The sequence below is a fragment of the Pseudomonas sp. LBUM920 genome, assembly GCF_003852315.1.
In the GTDB taxonomy this organism is placed as follows: domain Bacteria; phylum Pseudomonadota; class Gammaproteobacteria; order Pseudomonadales; family Pseudomonadaceae; genus Aquipseudomonas.
Genome location: NZ_CP027762.1, coordinates 2193146 through 2214483, shown reverse-complemented (window position 1 = coordinate 2214483; position 21338 = coordinate 2193146). Strand labels below are relative to the sequence as shown.

Below are 21338 nucleotides of genomic sequence, written 5' to 3'. Positions count from 1 at the left end.
TGTACGTTTTCGTTCAAGTCGGTGCGCAGAAGCGCTCGCGGTAAGCCTGGGGCGTGACCTCCAGCGCCCGCAGGAAACTGCGCCGCAGGGTTTCCTCGCAGCCAAAACCGCACTGCACGGCGATACGTTTGATCGACGCCGTGCTGTCGGCCAACTGCCGACGCGCGGTTTCAACGCGGATCAGCTCGACTGCGCGCGCCGGGGTCTGGCCGGTTTCGGCGCGGTAGTGCCGCACGAAGCTGCGTTCGCTCATGCCGGCCTGGGCGGCCAAGGTAGGAATATTCAGGTCGAGGGTGAGGTTTTCGGCCACCCAGGCATGCAAATCGGCAAAGCGCCCGTCGCCCTTTTGCAGGGACAACGCCACGCTGTATTGCGCTTGCCCACCGGGGCGCTTAAGAAACACTACCAAGTGCCGCGCCGCTTCCAGGGCCACGGCGCGGCCCAGGTCTTCTTCCACCAGCGCCAGGCACAGGTCGATGCCCGCCGTCACGCCAGCGGACGTCCATACCGAGCCTTGCTGGATGAAAATTGGATTGGCCTCAACCGTCAGCGACGGAAATTTGCGCGCCAGTTCCTCGCAGCGTGTCCAGTGGGTGGCCACGCGGCAACCATCGAGCAAACCGCTGGCGGCGAGCAGAAACGCGCCGGTGCACACCGAGGTCATGCGTCGAGTGTGCCGGGCTTTTTGCGTGACCCAATCGACCAGCGCGGCATCTTCGGCGGCGCCATACACGCCCCAGCCGCCAGCGATCACCAGCGTGTCGCACGGCGCATCGGCCGCAGGCAACGGCGCGGCCACCAAGGCCAGCCCCGCGGAGGTCATCACCGGGTCCGCCTGGGCGGCAATCACCGACACCGCGTAAGGCAACGGCTGGCCGCGCTGGCGCGCCAGGTCATTGGTGGTGGCGAACACCTGTAACGGCCCGGTCACGTCGAGCACTTGGGCGTTATTGAAGGCGAGTACGTGAATGGTCCGGGTCATGTTTGGCGTAATGTGTGGGCTCAATGGCGTATGCGCCAAAGCCTAGGCCTCTAGAGTAAGGCCGTCTACCCCTTTATCGGAGCTTCATCGATGACCTTGCAGATTGGCTTTGTGTTGTTCCCCGGTATCCAGCAATTGGACCTCACCGGCCCCTACGACGTGCTGGGTTCACTGCCGGATGTGCAACTGCATCTGGTGTGGAAAGACCTGGCACCGGTCACCTCCAGCACCGGCATGGTGTTTACGCCGACCATGACGTACGCCGACTGCCCGCGCCTGGACGTGATTTGCGTGCCCGGCGGTGCCGGCGTGGGTGCCTTGATGGAAGACCCGCACACCCTGGAGTTTCTCAAGGCCCAGGCACAGACCGCACGCTACGTGACCTCGGTGTGCACCGGTTCGTTGGTTCTCGGCGCGGCGGGTTTACTGCGCGGCCGCAGGGCCACCACGCACTGGGCCTATCACGACCTGCTCGCCCCACTCGGCGCCATTGCGGTGCAAGCGCGCGTGGTGCGTGATGGCAACCTGCTGACCGGCGGCGGAATTACGGCAGGAATCGACTTTGCCCTGACCCTGGCCGCCGAGCTCTACAGCGAGGCCGCGGCGCAACTGGTGCAGTTGCAGATCGAATACGCGCCCGCCCCGCCGTTCGATTCGGGCAGCCCGCAGACCGCGCCCGAGCACGTACTGGAAGAAGCCAGAAAGCGTACGGCCGAATCGCGGCGCGTGCGCGGCGAGATCGTGGCCCGGGCAGCAGCCCGGTTGGGTTGAGCTGCCCTGTCACGCTGGCCGAGACATCAGCGCCAGCCGCGCGGCCAGCAGCATGAGCACCGTCGCCAGGCCCCATTTCTGGAGCCTGGCGCTTTGTGCGCGGCCGGCAAAAAAACGGCTGAGCGCGCCGCCAAACATTCCCAGCAACGCGTGAAATACACCGGCAATCAGGGTCAGAACGCCGCCCAGCATCAGCAATTGCAGCGTGATGGAGCCGGCCTGCGGATTGACGAACTGAGGCAAAAACACCATGAAAAACAACAGTGCCTTAGGGTTGAGCAGGCTGTTGAGCATCGCCTGCGCAAACACACGGCCCAGGCGCACGCGCTTCACCTGGGCAGCCTCCAGGCGCGGGCTTTTCTGCAAGGTCTTGAACACCAGCCACAGCAGGTAAATGACGCCGGCATAACGAATCACATCAAACGACGGCGGCCAACTGGCGACCAGTGCCGTGACACCGGTGGCGGTCAACGCGGTCAGCAGCAGGTCCGCGACGCAGATCCCCAGGCTGGAGGCCACGCCACCGCGCCAGCCATAACTCACGCCATGGCTGATAACAAAGGCCATGTTCGGCCCTGGCGATAGCAGCAGCAACACCACCGCCCCTGAAAAAACCAACAAGGTTGAAAGATCGATCATGCTCAAGCCCTGCGCCGTAAAAGCCTGCAGGCTAATCGGCCGGCCGTGTGCGCACAAAGAATTGTGCTGGATACATTCTTTGCGCATGACGGCACCGGGCGATTGCTCGTGACCACAACCAGCGTCTAGAATGCGAAACATTATCAATTAAGACCGCTGCGCAGGATGCCCATGTCGAGCGACCCACCTCTGGACCCTGCCACCCTCGGCCAGCTCTACCAGGCTCATCACTCGTGGCTGCGCGGCTGGTTAAGCCGGCGCACCGGCTGCCGTGAACACGCTGCCGACCTGGCACAGGAAACTTTCATGCGCCTGCTCATCGCGCGCAAACAGCAAACCTTGCAGCAGCCGCGCGCGTACCTGAGCAGCATCGCGCGCAGTCTGATGATCGACCAGTATCGGCGCCGCGAACTGGAACGCGCCTACCTTGAAAGCCTCGCGCACTTCCCGCAACTGCAAGTGCCGTCGGAGGAGACCCGGCTGCTGATCCTCGACAGCCTGGAGCGCATTGATCGCTTGCTCGACCAGCTCAAACCACGCGTACGCGAAGCCTTTTTGCTCGCGCAACTGGATGGCCTGACGTGTGCGCAAATCGCCTTGCGCCTGGGCGTGTCCAAAGCCACCGTCGAGCGAGACCTGTCCAAAGCGCTGCACGCCTGCTACCGGTTGCGGTATGCCGAACGTTGACCCGCGCCTGCTCGACCAGGCTATCCAGTGGATGATAAAGCTGCGTTTCAACGTCGCCGATGACGCCAGCACCGCCGCGTTCGAGCAGTGGTTGCAGACCAGCGCCGAGCATCAGCGGGTGTGGCAACGCGTAGCGAGCATGCATGATGAGTTTGCCCAGGTTCCCGCTCGCATCGGCCACCATGCCCTGGATGGCGCGCGCCGGCGCATCAGCCGGCGTGAAGGTTTGAAGGTGTTGGGGCTGCTGGCCGGCGCCGCCGGGCTGACCTGGCTCGGTCGCGACTACACGCCGCTGCCCGCCTTGCTGGCCGACTACCGCACGGCCACTGGCGAACGGCGCTGGGTAACGTTGAGCGACGGCAGCCAAGTGCAGCTCAACAGCGCCAGCGCGATTGACACCGCCTTCACTACCGAGCGGCGCCAGGTGCAGCTGCTTCAGGGCGAGATCCGGGTCAATAGCAGTGCCGACAGCCGACCGTTGTGGGTGCAGACTCGCGATGGTTTTTTGCGCGCCCTCGACACGCGGTTTCTGCTGCGCGAAGCCTCTCAAGGCACTTTGCTCGATGTGCAGCAAGGCACCGTGGCGGTGTATGCCGACAAGCATTCATCCAACGCCCGACATATCGTCAAGGCAGGTGAACACATACTGTTCGACCGCCACGGCATTCGCCCATCGATTGCCAACGGCCTGGATCCCTGGGCCTGGAGCGAAGGTGTGATCAGCGCCCACAACATGCGCCTGGAAGACTTCCTCACCGAACTGAACCGCTACCGCAATGGGCTGGTGCGTTGCAGCGAAGCGGTGGCCAGCCTGCGCGTGTCGGGCACGTACCAACTGGACGACACCGATCAGGTGTTGAGCCTGGTGGCGCAATCATTGCCGGTGAGCATTCATTACCGCAGCCGCTACTGGGTCACCGTTACCCCTCGCGTGTAAGTGCTGGAAAATAAATGAGGTGAATGCTCATTGCCGCTCGACCTGTAAGGAAAGGCCGATCAACAGGCCGGTTCTGTCCACTTCCTTCAGGAGCATTCCGCGGTCATGCAAGCGTTTCCTTCCCAACGTTCTTCCCTCAAGCGCGCGGTGCAGGCCGCCGCGCTCGGCGCCTGCCTCAGCGGGGGCGGCCTGCCCTCGGCCGTGCTGGCCGACACAGCTGCCGTCGATAATCAGGTGCGCGATTGGCACATCGCTCCAGGCGCCCTGGCCAACGCGTTAGACCAGTTCGCCCGCCTGGCCGGCATCAGCCTGTCGTACGACGCCACCAGTGTCGCCGGCAAGTCCAGCCAGGGCCTGACCGGCAGCCTTGACCGCGAGCAAGCGTTGAACCAGCTGCTGCGCGGGCAACACCTGCAAGCCCAGCGTCAGGGTGCAAGCACCTGGCTGTTGCTGCCGCAAATGGCCGAATCCGGCGCGCTCAATTTGAGCGCCACCACCGTCACCGGCGCCCGTGCAGGGGCCACCACCGACGGCACCGGCGCCTACACCACCGGCGCGGTGACGATCGGCAAAGGTGAACACAGCCTGCGGGAAACCCCGCAATCGGTCAGCGTGATGACCCGACAATTGATGGACGATCAGAACGTCACCACCATCGATGACGTCATGGAGCGCACGCCGGGCATCACCACCTATGAGTCACCCATGGGCGGCAAGTATTTCTACTCCCGGGGTTTCAAGATGCTCGGCCAGTACCAGTACGACGGCGTGCCTCTGGACATGGGCAAGGACTACGTACAGGCCGACAGTTTTACCGCCAACATGGCGATTTACGATCGGGTGGAAGTGCTCAAGGGTGCAGCCGGCATGCTCAAGGGCGCCGGCACCGCCAGCGGCGCAGTGAATTTTGTACGCAAGCGGCCCCAAGCCAAACCCACCACCAGCCTGTCGCTGTCTGCCGGCACCTGGGACAACTACCGCGCCGACCTCGACACCGGCGGCGCGCTGAATGACAGCGGCACCGTGCGCGGCCGCGCGGCCGTCAGCCAGCAAACGCGCGGGTCGTATATGGATATCGCCAAGCGCGAGGACCAGGCGGCCTACGCGGCACTGGATTTCGACCTCGACGCCGACACCACCCTGGGCGTCGGCGCCAGCTATGAAGACGTTGATGCCTCGCCCTGCTGGGGCGGCTTGCCGCGCTACAGCGACGGCAAAAGCGCCAAGCTCAGCCGCTCCACCTGCCTGGGCCAATCCTGGAACGACTGGCAAAGCCAGCGCGCCACGTTCTTCGCCGACCTCACCCACCACTTCAGCGATGACTGGAAACTCAACGTGGCGGCGGTGCACAGCCGCAACCTGCAAGACATCAAATACGCCGCCAGCGAAGGCACCATCGCCTATGGCAACCCGGCACCGACGGCCAACTCCTACGCGGCCTTGATGGATTACGACCACCGGGACTTCGGCGTCGACGCCTACCTGGACGGCAAGTTCGAAGCCTTCGGCCTCGAACACGAACTGATCATCGGCGCCAACGGTAGCCGGGGCACCCAGGATGATGTGTATGCAATCCAGAACCTGCCGACGCGCGTGAACATCTACCAGCCTGATCACCACCTGCCGGAACCCGCCAACGATACCTTCTGGCCCAACATGTACCGCGGCGGCACGGTCAAGGAAACCGCCACCCAATACGGCACCTACGCCACGTTGCGCCTGCGCCTGGCCGAACCATTGCTGTTTATCGTCGGCAGCCGCGTGAGCTGGTATGAGAACCGCCGCCAGTCCAACAACCTGGCCTGGGGCGAATGGGCCGTGCAGGATGCGCGCACCCGGGAAACCGGCGAAGTCACACCGTTTGCCGCACTGATTTATGACCTCGACGAAAACCTCTCGGTGTACGCCAGCTACGCCGATATCTTCCAGCCACAAAGCTCCTACGCCACGGTCGACGGCGCCGCACTCAAGCCGCAGATCGGTGATAACTACGAGCTGGGGATCAAGGGCGAATGGTTCCAGGGGCGCCTCAACAGCTCCCTTGCGCTGTTTCGCGCGGTGCAGAAAAACACGGCTGAAACCGATTACCTCAGCGTCTGCCCGACGTCCTCCGACGGCTATTGCTATAGCGACACCGGCAAGACCCGCGCCCAGGGTGTAGAAGCCGAAGTCAGCGGCGAATTGCTCGAGCGCTTGCAGGTGTTTGGCGGCTACACCTATACCCAGACCAAAACCCTGAAGAATATCGACAGCGCCGTGGAAGGTGGCGTGTCCAACAGCTACGTGCCGCGGCATATGCTGCGCATGTGGGGTGACTACCAACTGGATGGCGCGCTGTCGAAATGGAGCGTGGGCACTGGCGTCAACGCCCAGAGCAGCAACTACCGCGTGCAGGGCATCAAGCTCGAACAGGCCGGTTACGCGGTGTGGAATGCGCGACTGGCGTATCGCTTGGACGACACCTGGACCGTGGCGCTCAACGGCAACAATGTTTTTGACAAACACTATTATCAAACCGTGGGCACCGCCGCCTGGGGCAACTTTTATGGCGAACCACGCAATTTTACCGTGAGTGTGAAAGGCAACTTCTAATCCCGCGATGTCCCCGGTGGCAGGGCATTTAGTGCGCCCTGCCACCGCCTCCTTGTCCCCTTTTCCTACCTCTATTCGAAAAAGGTTTGCCCATCTGGCAGGAAAATTCTCACATTTGTTCCTACACTCAAAATCACACCCCTTCACCGCGTGTTAGAACAAGGAAAGTCAATAAAATGCCACGAAAATTCCAGCTTAAAGCGTCTAGCACGCAACCTCCGCACCATAGTCAACAAATTGACTAAGCAACTGAAAAGGAACACTCCTTAAGCCACTACCCCGCAAGTTTCCTTCATTTGGATGGCTTCACTTGGATGAAGAAATAGTTGCGTTTTACCCAGAGTAGCCGTCGTTCGTCTTGCCTCCTTCGCGCAGCCTGCTGCGGACGGACCAACAGGCGAACAGTAAGTCTGGAGTGCAATGAGGGATGTTTTTATGCGAGAAAAGTCGTCAGTCGATAGCCTGTTTCTGACCCGCGCTGGTTTTGTTGAATTCTTTGTTGTTTTCGTCAAGTTGATCCATGGCCTGACTGCCATCTTGCCGCCATTGGTGTTGGTGTTGTTCCTCGACCCACTGGCTCCCGAGCTGCGTTCCCACTTCCTCGGTCTGCTGCTGTTTTTTGCGATCATGACCATCATTCTGTTCCAGGCTTTGGGTATCTATTCCGAAGAGCTGTTCAGCAATCGCCTGCGCCTGAGAGCCAAGATAGTCGCCTGGTCGGCGGCGTTCTGCATCTTGCTGTTCATGTACCAGATCCTGCAGTTCTTCCCGCAATTGACGCCACGCAACCTGGTGGCGTGGTACTTCGCCAGCCTGGGGCTGTTCTGCATTGAACGCCTGGTGATGCTGCGCCTTTACCGCAACCTGATGCGCAAGGGCAAATACCTGCAGCGCACAGTGATCCTGGGCTTCACCGACACCGCCGTGCACGTCGCCGATCACCTGCAACGCAATGGCGATATCCGTTCCGGCCTGATCGGTTTTATCGACGACCGCACCGAGCGCATCCCCAAGGAATTGAGCAGCCTGCCCTTGCTGGGCAACACCCGCGACCTGGAAAAACTGATCCGCGCCGAGCAGGTCAACCAAGTGATGATCTGCCTGCCCTGGGCTGCCGAGCAGCGTATCCACGGGCTGGTCAATCGCCTGCGCCAGATGTCGGTGAACGTCATGCTGGTGCCGGACATGGCCGCGCTGCGCTACGGCCACAGCCGCATCACGGACGTGGGCGGCATCCTGATGTTCAACACCTCGCAGTTGCCATTGCGCGGTTGGTCGCCGGTGATCAAGCGCTGTGAAGATTTGCTGCTGGCGAGCATGGCCCTGGTGGCGCTGTCACCGGTGATGCTGGCGACGGCGATTGCGATCAAGCTCGACTCCAAAGGGCCGGTGCTGTTTCGCCAGAACCGTTATGGCTACAACGACAACGAGATTCGCGTGTTCAAGTTCCGCTCGATGTTCACCGACCAGAGCGACTTCACCGCCGAACAACAGACCACCCGCAAGGACCCGCGCATCACGCGCGTGGGCCGCATCATTCGCAAGACCAGCATCGACGAACTGCCGCAGTTGTTCAACGTGCTGCTGGGCAACATGTCGATGGTGGGCCCGCGCCCACACGCCACCGCGACCAAGGCTGCCGGCATTCCGTTTGAGGTGGCGGTGAGCGAGTACAGTTCGCGGCATCGGGTCAAGCCGGGCATCACCGGGTGGGCGCAGATCAACGGCTACCGGGGTGAAACCGACACCCTGTACAAGATCCAGAAACGTGTCGAGTACGACCTGGAGTACATCTCCAAGTGGTCGGTGTGGTTTGACTTGTACATCGTCTTCATGACGGTCCCAGCCGTCCTCTCCACCAAGGAAGTCTATTGATGAATACCCTCAACGGATTAATCCCCTGCATTATTTCCGGTGGTTCGGGCACGCGGCTGTGGCCGGTGTCGCGCCAGAACATGCCCAAACCTTTCATGCGCATGCGTGACGGTCAGAGCCTGCTGCAAAAAACCTTTCAGCGCGCCGCCAAACTGCCCGGCGTGGAAAGCGTGCTGACGGTGACCAACCGCGACCTGCTGTTTCGCACCCTGGATGACTACCGCGTGGTCAACAAGGCCCATTTGCCTCTGGACCTTCTGCTGGAGCCGTTCGGGCGCAATACAGCGGCGGCCATTGCGGTGGCGGCGCTGCATGTGCAGGAACATTTCGGTGATGAGGCGCAACTGTTGGTGATGCCCGCCGACCATCTGATCCTCAATGAAGTCGCGTTTGCCGAGGCCGTCACCCAGGCCCGCGACCTGGCCGAAGCCGGTTATCTGGTGACGTTCGGCATCCAGCCCGATCATCCGGAAACCGGCTTTGGCTACATCGAAAAAGGCGACGCGCTGGGCACCGGCAACCGGGTCAAACGCTTTGTCGAAAAACCCGACCTGGCCACCGCCCAAGCCTACCTAGACGGCGGCAAACACCTGTGGAACGCCGGCATGTTCTGCTTCAAGGCCAGCACCCTGGTGGAGGAACTCGCCGCCCATGCCCCCGACGTGCTGACGGCGGCCAAAGCCGCACTGGAACACAGCCAGAGCCTGCAAAACAAAACCTCGCGCCAGCGCGAACTGGACTCGGACGCCTTCGGCAGCGCACCGGACATTTCCATCGACGTGGCCCTGATGGAAAAGTCCCAGAAGGTCGCCGTGGTGCCCTGCGACATCGGCTGGAGCGACATCGGTTCCTGGGAAGCGCTGCGCCAGCTCACGCCCAGCGACGCCCACGGCAACCAGGTCAATGGCGAAGCGATTTTGCATGACGTGCACAACTGCTACATCGACTCGCCCAAGCGCGTGCTCGGCGCCGTTGGCGTACACGACCTGATCATCGTCGACACCCCGGATGCGCTGCTGATCGCTGACGCCAACCGCAGCCAGGATGTGCGTTACATCGTCGCCGAACTCAAGCGCCAGAATCATCCGGCGTACAGCCTGCACCGCACCGTTACCCGGCCGTGGGGCACCTACACGGTGCTGGAGGAAAGCAGCCGCTTCAAGATCAAGCGCATCGTGGTCAAACCCCAGGCGTCACTGTCGTTGCAGATGCACCACCACCGCAGCGAACACTGGGTGGTGGTCAGCGGCGCGGCGCAGATCACCAATGGCGAGCGCGAATTCCTGATCAACGCCAACGAGTCCACATACATTCCGGCCGGGCACAAACACCGCCTGACCAACCCCGGCATCATCGACCTGGTGATGATCGAGGTGCAGAGCGGCGAGTACCTGGGCGAAGACGACATTGTGCGCTTTGACGACATCTACGGGCGTGCCCCGGCAGAAGTGAAAAAGTGACATGCGCACCTCGTTGATCATCCCGACCCGCAACGCGTCCAGTCACCTGGCGCGGCTGCTGCCTGCGCTGAAAATGCAGACGCTGCAACCGGACGAAATGCTGGTGGTCGACAGTGCCTCCAGCGATGACACCGTGGCGCGCTTTCGCGAGTTCGGGGCCCGGGTCGAGGTGATCGACGCCCGCGACTTCAACCACGGCGGCACACGGCGCTGGGCCAGTGAACAGGTGAGCGGCGAGGCGCTGATCGTGATGACCCAGGACGCGATTCCCGCAGCCCCGGAGACCTTCGCCAACTTGCTCGATGAGCTGCAGCAAGACCCGCTCAACGGCGTGGCCTACGGCCGCCAATTGCCGCACCCCGGCGCCGGCGTGCTGGGCGCGCAGTCGCGGCACTTCAACTACCCGCAACACAGCCGCAGCAAGCGCCTGGCCGATGCGCCGCAGTTGGGGATCAAGACCTGCTTCAGCTCCGACTCGTTTTGCGTGTACCGGCGCAGCGCCCTGCAGGCGGTCGGCGGTTTTCCCGCCGATGTGATCGGCAGCGAAGACGCCTACGTCGCTGCGCGCATGCTGCTTGAAGGCTACACAGTGCGCTACGCCGCCACGGCGCGGGTGTACCACTCCCACGATTACCGACTCATGGATGAGTTTCACCGCTACTTCGACATTGGCGTGTTCTACGGTCGCGAGCCATGGATTCGCCAGGCGTTTGGCGATGCCGGCGGTGAAGGTAAACGCTATGTACTGGCTGAGCTCGCGGCATTGCGCGCAGCCGGTGCATTGCACCGCGTACCCGAAGTACTGGTGCGCAGCGCGTTCAAGTTGCTCGGCTATCGGCTGGGCCAACAGGAACGCCGGCTCCCCCTCGCCCTCAAGCGGCGCATCAGCATGTTCCCCGGTTATTGGAGGTGAGCAGCATGACTAACAGGAAGTCCGCCCTTATGAAAAAAACCGTGCTCCTCCTGGCCATGATGGCCTTGGCCGCCTGCAATACGCCGGCACGCATTGTCCCGCCGGATGACAAGACCGTTGAGGACGGCAAGCGCGCCCTCGACCAGCTGGCGCAGTTGCCGCCGGCCGTGGAACGCATCCGCATCGGCGATCAGTTGCGGATCGTGCGCGATGCCGGCGAGATGCCGACGCTGTCGGCGTTCAACGTCAGCACCATCTATGAGCTGACGCTGTACACGGTGCAGACCGACGGCAAGATCAACTACCCGTTCCTGGGGCCGATTCAGGTCGCCGGGCGTCAGCCATCAGAACTGGCTGCGGAGCTGAGCAACAAGCTCGCACCGGTGTACCGCGAGCCGCGGGTGACAGTGAACATCAACCAGGCGCCGGGCAATTCGGTGATCGTCGGCGGCGCGGTGAATAACCCGACCGCGGTGCAACTCGGCACGGCCAACACCCTGGAGCAAGCGATTGTCGGCGCCGGCGGGGTGAACCCTTCGGGCAATGCCAGCATGGTCGCGCTGCTGCGCGAAGATGCCCAGGGCGCCTACCACGCCTACTTCCTGGACTTCAGCCAATACCTCAAGCCCGGCCCGAACGGGCGTAAACCGGTGCACCTGCAACGCGGGGATGTGGTGTTCGTGCCCAAATCCAACGTCGGCGAGCGCATCCAAGGGGTGGATACCTACTTGAACCAACTGATCCCGTTCACCAAGTCCATTGGGGTTGGCTACAACTACACCAAAACCAGCGGCGGCAATAACTGAAGGAGCGACATCCCATGATCGAGATCCGTTCTTTTCGTGATCTTCTGCGCCTGTTTTTCATCTTCCGGCATGAGTTCAAACTGGCAGCCATCGCGGCGCTGGTGATCATCTTGCTGGGGGCCTTTTTGCTGCCGGCCAAGTACGAATCCACCGCGCGCCTGTTGGTCAAGCCGGGGCGCGATTCGACCTTGCCCATCGAGATCAGCAACCGTCAGGCGCTGGTCATGCCCAGCACCCAGCGTGACCCGATTGTCGATGAAGAGCGCTTGCTGACCGGTCGCCCGATCGTGCGCACGGTGGCCGAGCACTACCTGGAAGTCATCGCCAACGCGCCGCCGCCGGAAGGCTTCTGGAAGCGCAGCAAGTATTACGTCAAGGAAGGCGTGGGCGCGGTGTTCGACGGTATTCGCGTGGTGCTGGAAACTGTCGGCATCCTCGAAAAAACCACGCCGGTGGAACGCCTGGCAGCGAGCCTGGAGAAAAATTTCGAAGTCAGCCACGCCGTGGGCTCCACGGTGATGGACATCAGCTTTACCTGGGGCGACCCGCAAATCGCCCAGCAAGTGGTCAAGGATTGGGTCGACACGTACATCACCGAACGTACCCAGGCCCTGGGGCGCAAGAGCCTCTACGCCTTCTATGAAGGTCAGGTGAACACCAGCGCCACCGAGATCAAGAGCTACAAGGAGCAAATCCTCAAGCACTTGAACGAAATCGGCGCGGCAAGCATCACCGATCGCCTGGAAGACTTGTCTGAGCGCATCAACGTGTTGCGCGGCGAGACCTTCAACACCACGCGCCTGATTGCGTCTTCCGACAGCGCCATCCAGAGCACCCGCGACCAGCTCAAGGGGCAGCCCAAGGAAGTCACCACGGTGCGCCAGATCGCACTGAACCCGCAGCAGCAGGATTTGCGTCGCCTGCTTAACCAGAAGCTGCTGGAAAAGGCCGACATGATGCGCACCTATACCGACAACGCGCCGCCCGTCAAAGCCCTGGACGCGTCGATTCGGGCGATGCAGGCCCAGGTTGCGAATGAAAGCAACACGGTGCAGGCCTCGGAAAACCGCGCACCGAACACCTTGGAAATTCACTTGCAGCGCGTGCTACTGGACGAGTCGAGCAACAACCTGGCCCTGCGCACTCAGCTTGTGCAACAGCAGAAACAACTGGTGAACCTCGAAGCCCAGCGCAAGCAGGCCCTGGAGATTGAACCGGAGCTGGCGCGTCTTTCGCGCGAGCTGAGCGCCACCGAGCGCAATTACGCGCTGTATGTGGACAACCTGGAAAAATCGCGCATCGACCGTGAGCTGGACAACAGCCAGATCAGCAACATCGCGGTGATCGAAGAAGCCACCCTCAACCCCGGCCGCATCTTCCCGAAAACCCTGCTGATGCTGCTGTTGGCGATCCCGTTTGCCATCGTCGTCGGTTTGCTGGTGATCTACCTGTGCTACCTGCTGGACCAGCGCATTCACGATGGCGGGCTGGTGGAACGCAAGTTCGGCCTGCCCCTGTGGACGACCTTGCCGGAACTGGACACCAGCACCGCGCAGAGCACCAACGCGTTCAATGCGAGCATTTACCGCCTGTACGGCTTGCTGCAATTGGACCGCGTGGCCGAGCAAGGCCTGACACTGGGATTGACCTCGGCGCGCCACGGCGAAGGGGTGACCTTTGTGGTGGAGCAACTGCGCCACTTGCTGCAGGAGAACGGCATTTCGGTGCGGGTGGGCGGCGTCGAACCGGCCGCTCCGGGCGAAGTGGTGCTGCTGGATGCGTCTGCGCTGCTGGACAACCGCGATGCCTTTATCAACCTGCGCCGCGCCGACCTGATTGCCCTGGTGGTGGAAGCGCAGAAAAGCACAGTGCCGGTGGTGGAGCACGCGCTGTCGATCCTCAACACCGCGTTTGGCAAGGTGGACGGCATCATCATCAACCGGCGCAAATTCGAAGTGCCGGCCAGGGTGCTTAAAACCATCGCCAAATACCGGGGGGCGTTCTGATGCACATCGCCCTGCTCGCCCCTTTGCCGCCGGAGAAAAACGGGATCGCCGACTACGCGAACCACTTCAAGACGGCCCTGGAGCAGCTGGGCGTGACGGTGGCGACACCGTTGAGCGGCGTGGAAGGCAACAGCGAAGCCATCCGGCAGGCCATCGCCGCCTTCGACTGGCGCAGTGTGGACCTGGTGCACGCCGAACTGGGCGGCGGCCGGCTGGGGGAGTTCCTGGCCCTGCGCGAGCTGCGCAAGGCTTACCCCGAATTGCCGCTGACGGCGACGGTGCATGACCCTGAACGTATCGTCTGGCGACGCGAGCAGTTGCCTTTTCCGCTGAACCTGCTGGAACGTTTGCCCAGCCCATTGCCGCAAGCGGCGGTGGTGCTGGCCGACCCGCTGACCTTGCGTGAAGAACGCCATGTGGCCCAAGGCCTGACGCGGCTGATTACCCTCACGCGCCTGGGCGCCGATTGCCTGAGCCAGCGCATGCAACTGCCGGCCGGCAAAGTGGCGGTGATCAACCACGCCAACCTGGCTATCGCTCCCGCGCCGTTACCGGCGCTGGACACCCTGCACCTGCTGTACTTCGGTTTTATCTACCGTGGCAAAGGCATTGAAGACCTGCTGCAAGCGCTGGCGGACGTCTTCAAGCAAGCCCCCGAATTGCGTGACCGTGTGCGCCTGACCCTGGCCGGTGGCACTGCCGCCGAAATGGCGTTTGGTGCGGGCGGCAACTACCTTGAGCAGCTCAACAGCCAGATCGCCGAACTCGGCCTGGCGGGCGCCATCGACTGGCGGCTGAACTTGCCGGCCAGCGAGATTGCACAGACGATCCAGGCGCACCACGTGATGGTGCTGCCGTATCGCGAATCAAAAAAACTCGGCTTGCTGGGGCGCCAGCGCGGCACCAGCGGCGCGCTGTCCTGGGCCGCTGCGTGTGGCCGCGGGGCGATCACCTCGGATGCGCGCGCGTTTGCCGAAGAAGTCGCCAGCGGCAACGGCGCGATCTATCCCCAGGGCGATGTGGCGGCGTTGAGCCAACAATTGCTGCGCCTGGCGCGCACGCCGTCGCTGGCCCGCGACTGGGCCGAACGTGCCGGTGAAATTGGCCGCGAACGCCTGTGGCCGTTGACCGCGCAGAAGTTCAAGCACCTCTTCGAGCAGGCGATTGCGGGAGCCCCTTATGCCGCGTAAACGGACCTACCTTGCGACCCTTGCGGTCATTGCCGCACTGGGTCTGACGGCCTTCCTGTGGGGCCGCCAGGCCGACGCCGAAAACCATGTGCTCAAGGGCAACAAGGTGGTGGTGTGGAAGGATTTTCTGGGCGTGAACGCGCAGTTCCTGTGGTTCAGCCCGACGCTGTATCAACAGCAGATCGACCGCCTCAAGGCACTCGGCCTGGAATGGGTACGCCTGGATTTGCACTGGGACCAGTTGGAGCCGGTCGAGGGCCAGTATCAGGTCGCAACCCTGGATCAACTGGTCGGCAACCTGCAGGCCAATCAGCTCAAGTCGGTGTTCTACCTCGTCGGTTCGGCGCCCTTCGCGACCACCGCGCCAGCCGGTGCGCCCTATCAGGACCAGTACCCGCCCAAAGATCCGAACGTGTTCGCCAACCGCATGGCGCTGTTGTCGCAACGCTACCCCAGTGTCAACGCGTGGCAGGTGTGGAACGAGCCTAATTTGCTCGGTTTCTGGCGCCCGGTGGCCGACCCCGCGGGCTACGCCGCCTTGCTGACAGCCACCGCATCCGCTTTGCGCGCGGTGGACGCGAACAAACCGGTGGTGGCTGCCGGCATGGCGTTTTTCAGCGAAATGCCCAACGGCCAGACCATGCTTGACGCCCTCGGCGCCCTGGGGGTGGCCAGCCTGAACACGGTGATTTCCTACCATCCCTATACGCAATTGCCCGAGGGCAACGATCCGTCCAACCTGGACTTCATCGCCAAAACCACCGCGCTCAACCAGGCGCTGCGCAATAGCGGCGTGCAAACGCTGTGGAGCACCGAGTGGGGCTGGTCAACCTACCCCGGGCCAAAAGACGCCCAGGACCTGATCACCTTGCAGGGCCAGGCTGATTATGTGGTACGCCGGGTAGCACTGATGAGCGCGATGGATTACGACCGGATCTTTCTGTTCACCTTGAGCGACCTCGACCAGCGTGCCAGTGTGCGTGACCAGTTCTACGGCCTGCTCGACATCGACGCCAACCCCAAGCCGGTCTATACCGCCTTGAAAAACTTCCTCGATGTGAGCGGGCCGCAGCTCACGCCCGGCGATCCGCCCGCCGCCGACCAATTGCCCGACGGCTTGTTCAGCATTGGCTGGACCCGCGCCGACGGCCACAAACTGTGGTTCTTCTGGTCGGCCGAAGGCGGCAACGCACACTTGCCTGGCCTCACCAGCGCCACCCTGTACGACCCGCTGCGCGGGACGCAAACCCCGGTGAGCGGCACCAATGGGCTGACCGTCCCGGTCAAGTCGAACCTGCAAATTCTGTTATGGGATTGAAGCCCGCCATGCGCATTTTATGGATCCTGCCCTACTCGCCCTGGCCCGCCACCAGCGGCGGCAAGACGCGCCAGTTCCATCTGCTGCGCAGCCTGGCCGCGCGTGGGCATCGAATCACCTTGCTGCTGCACGATAAAAACCCGGTGTCGCTGACCGATCGCCAAGTGCTGGAGGCCTTCCTCGAGCAGGTGATCGTGCTGCCGCGCCGCCCACTGCGCAGCGTGAAAACCCTGGTGGCCGGCCTGTTTGCACCGTACCCGCTGCTGGCCAGCGTCAACGGCCTGTCGGGCGCGCTGCAGGACACATTCAATCAGTTGCTCAAAGAGCATTGGGATGTGGTGCAGATCGAGCACACCTACACGTTCCAACCTTATGAAGATGCCCTGGCGCGCCAATCGCAGCCGTTCGTGCTGACCGAACATAACGTTGAATCGGCGCTGGGTGCGGCCACCTACGACCGCCTGCCGCGCTGGGCGCTGCCATTTATTCGCTACGACCAATGGCGCTACAGCCGGTGGGAACACCGCGTGATGCGCCAGGCCGCGCAGGTGGTGGCGGTGACCGACAGCGACGCGCAGGTGCTGGCCAGGATCGCCGGCAAACCGGTGCCGGTGGTGGTCAACGGTGTGGACTGCGATCACTTCGCCGCCGCCCGGCCCGACCCCTCCACGCGCCGCGTGCTGTTTCTGGGCAACTATGAATACGCGCCCAACGTGGACGCCATCGAGTGGGCCCTGGATGAAATCCTGCCCAAGGTCTGGGCGCGCTGCCCGGATGCGCGCATGAGCGTGTGCGGGTTTGGCATGCCCGGCAGTTGGCGTGAGCGTTGGAAGGACCCGCGTATCGAGTGGCAAGGGTTTGTACCGAACCTGTTGAACCTGCAATCAAGTTGTTCGGTGTTTCTGGCGCCGTTGCGCCACGGCGGCGGTTCCAAGCTCAAGGTGCTCGAAGCCCTGGCTGCCGGGTTGCCCTTGGCGAGTACCGAACAAGGCGTGTCGGGCCTTGACCTGATTGAAGGCCTGGATTACCTCGGTGGGCAAACCGCCGACAGCCTGGCGGACGCCGTGGTACGCCTGCTGCAGTTTCCCGACGCCGCCGCGCCCATGGGCGAAGCGGGCCGCGCCTATGTACGCCGCGCGCATGACTGGAGCGTGGCCGCCAGCCAGCTGGAACAGGTGTACGCGACCCTCGCGCCGCTCAATCAAAAGGAGCCCGCATGCGTATAGGCCTGGATTACCGCACCGTCGGCACCTCGCCGCAATCGGGGATCAGCCGCCAGGTGTACGCCCTGGAAAATGCCCTGCGCACGCTGCCGGGTGTGGAACTGGCGCGGTTTACCGTGGCACCGCTGGGCGATGAAACCCGCTTGCAGGCGCACTGCCCGGCCTGGGGCTGCGCGAAGACCGCGATGCACCAGCCACACAATCGTCTGCGCTTCGAGGCCGGTTTTTTGCCGGCAGCCTTGCGCGAGCAGCAGATCGACCTGTACATCAGCACGTTCAATATGGGCCTGCCGTTGCCGCCCAAGCCCAAAGGTTTGCGCACCGTCGTGCTGCTGCATGACCTGTTCCAGATCACGTTGAACAACTATCACGCCAACCGCCTCAAAGCGCTGATCTACAAGACCAGCGACCGGCTTTCGATTGCGTACGCGGTGCACAGCGCCGATCGCGTGTGGACGCCGTCACAGTACAGCGCCGATGAAACTGCGCGGCTGTTTCCCAAGGCGGCGGGCAAGATTCGGGTGCTGCCCAATCAAGTCGACAGTTTTGTCGAGCTGGCGGCAGACCTGACGGCGCGTAACCTGCCCGAGCATTACTGGCTGCTGGTGGGCACGCGTGAGTTGCGCAAGAACGTGCCGTTTCTGGTCGACGCCTGGCAGCAGGCCCGCAGCCTGTCACCCGCCGTACCGGCGTTGGTGCTGGTGGGCAGCCTTGAGCATTTGCCGGAAACCCAGCGCAACCTGCCGGGCATTCGCGCCTTGAGCGGCGTCTCGGATGCCGAGCTGCACGCGCTGTACCGCCAGGCCTCGCGCCTGTGGCAGCCGTCGTATGCGGAAGGTTTTGGTCTACCCGTCATCGAAGCCCTGAGCGTCGGCACCCCAGTGGCCGTGGCCAGCGGCACCTCGCTGGATGAAATCACCCCGCCGTCTGCACCTCGCTTCTCGCCCACCGACGGCCCGGCGCTGGTGCAATTGATGCTGGCGCTGGCGGACCGCCCGGCTGAAGAATCACCCGAACAACGCCGGCAATGGGCGCAACGCTTCAACCATCAGGCCTATCGCCGGCGCCTGGCTGAACTGATCGAGGAATTGAAATGAGACTCTCCCTGGCAAGCCTCGTCGCGATCCTGTTCGGCCTGTTGTTCGGCGCGCTGGCCCTGATGCTCTCACCGGCCAAGGCGTTTCTCGCCGTGATCGGCCTGGCCGCGGCGGTGACCATCCTGCGCTTCCCGTTCTGGGGTTTGCTGCTGTTCGCCGGCGTCGCGACCTTCATGCCGTACTCGACCGTCAACCTGGGCATTCGCAGTACGGTGAGCGAGGCGATCCTGGCGCTGACCTGGGGCGCGGTGCTGTGGCACAGCTTTCTGTCGCGCGTGCCCGACACGCCGAGCTTGTCACGTCGCCCCACCGACCAGATGCTGCTGTGGCTGATGCTGTTCAGTGTGTTCCCGTTTATCGTCGGCCAGGTCACGATCCACGCCGACACCAGCGGCGTGGCCAACTGGCTGCGCTGGTTGCTGAGCCTGTCGGCGGTGTACCTCTGCGCCAAGTTGCTGACCGACTACAAACACCGCGAATCACTGGTGATCGCCTTGCTGCTGGGCACGCTGGCGATGCTGGTGTTGTCGATTGCGGTGTTTGTGCGCACCCGTTCGGGGGCAGGAATTGCGCCGATCCTGGCGCTGTTCAACTACGGCAACTTCGACATGTTGAAATTCGGCCTGGAGGCGATGTCATCGCGCATGGGCTCGCCGTGGATGCACCCGAATGCCATCGGCGGGATCATGGCGTTGCTGCTGCCGTTGGCGTTCTGCTACGGCATGACCGAACAAGGCTGGAAGCGTGGACTGGGCCTGGGCGTGGCGTGCCTGGGCGCCGCCGCATTGCTGTTGGCCAGTAGCCGTGGCGCGATGGTCAGCCTGGCGCTGGTGCTGATCTGGATGGCGACACGGCGTGTGCCCTACACCGGCAGGCTATTGATGATCGGTGCGGCGCTGACGGTCGCGCTGGTGATGGCCTATCCGCCGTTGCAGGACCGCCTGGCGACGATTTTTTCGTCGGACAACGCCAGTACCGAAATACGTTTCGACGAATACCGCATGTTCCCGCAGGCGGTGGCTTCGTACCCGTTCGGCATCGGCTTCAAGGTCGACCCGCCAGTGCCAGGCACGCATTTGCTGGGCATCTCCAACCTGTGGCTGAACTTCATCTACAAGACCGGCATTGTCGGCATGCTGTTGTTTGTCGCCGTGACCGTGCGCTGGTGGCGTGAAGCACGCCCGCAGAAAGGCCCGATTCGTCTGACCAAAGACAACGCGCTCTGGCTGGGCAGCACTGCCGGGATTCTGTCGGCGCTGGTCAGCGGGTTGTTTGACCACTACTTCAGCTTTGCCGTGGTGATGGTGGCGCTGTTCTGGCTGATGGTTGGCCTCAATGTACTGGAGGCACGCCGGCTGTTCCCGGCGCGTCTGCCGCAGGTCAAGACAGTGGCTTACCGCAAGCCGGCCCTTGACGGCGCGCGGCTTTAATCATGCTCGGTTCCGCCGTCTGGCTGACGCTTGCGACCCTGCTGGGCCTGTGCCTGGGGTTCGCCCGCGAGTGGCTGCTGGTGGCCGCCTGGGGCGCGGGCGAGCGCAGTGATGCGTTCCTGATCGCGCTGTTTTTGCCGGAGGCGTTGCGCATGTCGCTGGCCGGTGGCGTATTGAGCGCCGCCGCGCTGCCGCTGTACCTGCAACGCAAGGACGACGAGCGCCTGGATTGGCTGGCGGTGCTGTTTCCGGCCCTGATGCTGATTGCGTTGGTCACCAGCCTGCTGCTGACGCTGCTGGCGCCGTGGCTGGTGCAGTTGCTCGGCCCGGGGCTGGCGGCCAGCGCCACGGCACTGGCGGCCAGCAACCTGCAGATCGTTGCCTGGTGCGTGCCGGGTTTGATGCTGCATGCGCTGTTCAGTATTCCGTTGCAGGCCAGCGAACGTTTTGTGCTGGCGGGGCTGGGTTCGCTGCTGTTCAACCTGCCGCCGGTGACCTACCTCGCCGTGGCGGGCACGGCCACCCAACCCCATTCTCTGGCGCTCGCCTGCCTGGCCGGCAGCCTGTTGATGCCGTTGGCGTTGCTGCCCTCGATCTGGCGCCAGGGCTGGCGGCCGTGGCGCTGGCAACTGAGCTTTACGCCGCTGCGCGAACTGGGCCAGCGCATCGGCCCACTGCTGTTGAGCAATGGCGCCAGCCAGGGCTTGGCGCTGATCGAGCGACTGGTGGCGTCGCTGCTCGGCGAAGGGGCGGTGACCTGGGTCAACCTCGCCCGCAAGCTGATGAACCTGCCGTTGATAGCGCTGATGAGCCTCAACCAGGTGCTACTGGGCATGATGAGCCGGCGCCAGGGCGATGAGCGCCTGGCGCTGCTCAAGCGCGGCCTGGAGACCGCCAGCGTGCTGACACTGCCGGCAGGCGTCGGCCTGGTGGCCGCGGCTCCCAGCCTGGTGGCGTTGCTGCTGCCCAAGCAATCGGCGGATTCGCCACTGCCGTTGCTGCTGGCGTGGTTTGCCGTGCCGCTGGTGTTCGGTGCCTGGAACGCCCTGCTCGCACGCTATGCCTACGCGGCCGGCGACACGCGCCAGCCATTGCGTTGTGAATTGCTCGGCAGCCTGGTCAATGTGATGCTGCTGGGCGCCCTGCCCTTTGTGTTCGGCCTGGCGGGTATACCGCTGGCCGCGCTGGCCGGGGTGATCTGCACGGCCTTGCTGCTGATGCAGCGCCAGGGTTTGCTCGACGCCCTGGCGTGGGCGCGGCATTGGCTGCTCAGTGCGGTGGTGATGGGCGTGGCGGCGTGGGTGTTGTTTCCAATTCAAGGCGTATGGCTGCAGTTGGGGCTCAGTACCCTGGCGGGCATGGTGATGTTGCTGGGCATGGGGCTGTGGCTGAAGCCGTGGCGCAAGGCGTGA

17 protein-coding genes are annotated in these 21338 nt (G+C 63.2%); 15 read left to right on the top strand and 2 right to left on the bottom strand.

Translation table 11 applies throughout. The annotated features are described in order from the left end of the window. Positions 1–13: 13 nt before the first annotated feature. Positions 14–982: a GlxA family transcriptional regulator gene (locus tag C4J83_RS10325; RefSeq protein WP_124416939.1), complete on the bottom strand. Its 969-nt coding sequence runs from the start codon at positions 980–982 to the stop codon at positions 14–16. A 90-nt stretch (positions 983–1072) separates the two neighbouring features. Between C4J83_RS10325 and inhA the strand changes: the two genes are divergently transcribed. Continuing rightward, entirely contained in the window at positions 1073–1753 is a 681-nt protein-coding gene (inhA, locus tag C4J83_RS10320; protein ID WP_124416938.1) for an isonitrile hydratase, read from the top strand. Between the two features lie 9 nt (positions 1754–1762). Here the strand turns inward: inhA and C4J83_RS10315 are convergent, their stop codons facing one another. Then, positions 1763–2392, bottom strand: a complete 630-nt coding sequence (locus tag C4J83_RS10315) for a LysE family translocator (RefSeq protein ID WP_124416937.1) — start codon at positions 2390–2392, stop codon at positions 1763–1765. Between the two features lie 171 nt (positions 2393–2563). Here C4J83_RS10315 and C4J83_RS10310 point away from each other — a divergent pair, with 171 nt between their 5' ends. The 14 genes from C4J83_RS10310 (at position 2564) to murJ (ending at position 21338) form a co-directional block, all read left to right on the top strand. Next, a complete protein-coding gene (locus C4J83_RS10310; protein WP_124416936.1) occupies positions 2564–3079 on the top strand; it encodes a sigma-70 family RNA polymerase sigma factor in 516 nt (171 codons plus the stop codon). Next, the gene (locus C4J83_RS10305) at positions 3066–4016 is read left to right on the top strand and encodes a FecR domain-containing protein (RefSeq protein WP_124416935.1); all 951 of its coding nucleotides are present in this window, start codon (positions 3066–3068) and stop codon (positions 4014–4016) included. Before C4J83_RS10310 ends, C4J83_RS10305 begins: the two co-directional genes overlap by 14 nt. 105 nt (positions 4017–4121) lie before the next feature. After that, on the top strand, positions 4122–6608 hold the full coding sequence (locus tag C4J83_RS10300; protein WP_124416934.1) for a TonB-dependent siderophore receptor: 2487 nt from the start codon (positions 4122–4124) through the stop codon (positions 6606–6608). A 435-nt stretch (positions 6609–7043) separates the two neighbouring features. After that, on the top strand, positions 7044–8483 hold the full coding sequence (locus tag C4J83_RS10295) for an undecaprenyl-phosphate glucose phosphotransferase (RefSeq protein ID WP_106580043.1): 1440 nt from the start codon (positions 7044–7046) through the stop codon (positions 8481–8483). Continuing rightward, positions 8483–9943 (top strand): mannose-1-phosphate guanylyltransferase/mannose-6-phosphate isomerase, encoded by a 1461-nt coding sequence (locus C4J83_RS10290; protein WP_124416933.1) that lies wholly within the window; start codon positions 8483–8485, stop codon positions 9941–9943. Before C4J83_RS10295 ends, C4J83_RS10290 begins: the two co-directional genes overlap by 1 nt. A 1-nt stretch (position 9944) precedes the next feature. Next, on the top strand, positions 9945–10856 hold the full coding sequence (locus C4J83_RS10285) for a glycosyltransferase family 2 protein (RefSeq protein WP_124416932.1): 912 nt from the start codon (positions 9945–9947) through the stop codon (positions 10854–10856). 29 nt (positions 10857–10885) lie between these two features. After that, entirely contained in the window at positions 10886–11662 is a 777-nt protein-coding gene (locus C4J83_RS10280) for a polysaccharide biosynthesis/export family protein (protein ID WP_106580040.1), read from the top strand. 14 nt (positions 11663–11676) lie between these two features. Beyond that, entirely contained in the window at positions 11677–13668 is a 1992-nt protein-coding gene (locus C4J83_RS10275; RefSeq protein WP_106580039.1) for a GumC family protein, read from the top strand. Then, positions 13668–14858 (top strand): glycosyltransferase, encoded by a 1191-nt coding sequence (locus tag C4J83_RS10270; protein ID WP_106580038.1) that lies wholly within the window; start codon positions 13668–13670, stop codon positions 14856–14858. Before C4J83_RS10275 ends, C4J83_RS10270 begins: the two co-directional genes overlap by 1 nt. After that, on the top strand, positions 14848–16176 hold the full coding sequence (locus C4J83_RS10265; RefSeq protein ID WP_106580037.1) for a cellulase family glycosylhydrolase: 1329 nt from the start codon (positions 14848–14850) through the stop codon (positions 16174–16176). The genes C4J83_RS10270 and C4J83_RS10265 overlap by 11 nt, the downstream gene beginning before the upstream one ends. Positions 16177–16184: 8 nt before the next feature. Continuing rightward, a complete protein-coding gene (locus C4J83_RS10260; protein WP_106580036.1) occupies positions 16185–17402 on the top strand; it encodes a glycosyltransferase family 4 protein in 1218 nt (405 codons plus the stop codon). Beyond that, the gene (locus tag C4J83_RS10255) at positions 17393–18496 is read left to right on the top strand and encodes a glycosyltransferase family 4 protein (RefSeq protein ID WP_124416931.1); all 1104 of its coding nucleotides are present in this window, start codon (positions 17393–17395) and stop codon (positions 18494–18496) included. The genes C4J83_RS10260 and C4J83_RS10255 overlap by 10 nt, the downstream gene beginning before the upstream one ends. After that, positions 18493–19926, top strand: coding sequence for an O-antigen ligase family protein (locus C4J83_RS10250; RefSeq protein WP_124416930.1), 1434 nt, complete (start codon positions 18493–18495; stop codon positions 19924–19926). Before C4J83_RS10255 ends, C4J83_RS10250 begins: the two co-directional genes overlap by 4 nt. A 2-nt stretch (positions 19927–19928) precedes the next feature. Continuing rightward, positions 19929–21338 carry a murein biosynthesis integral membrane protein MurJ gene (murJ, locus tag C4J83_RS10245; RefSeq protein WP_124416929.1) on the top strand — a complete coding sequence of 470 codons (1410 nt, stop codon included), beginning with the start codon at positions 19929–19931 and terminating at the stop codon, positions 21336–21338.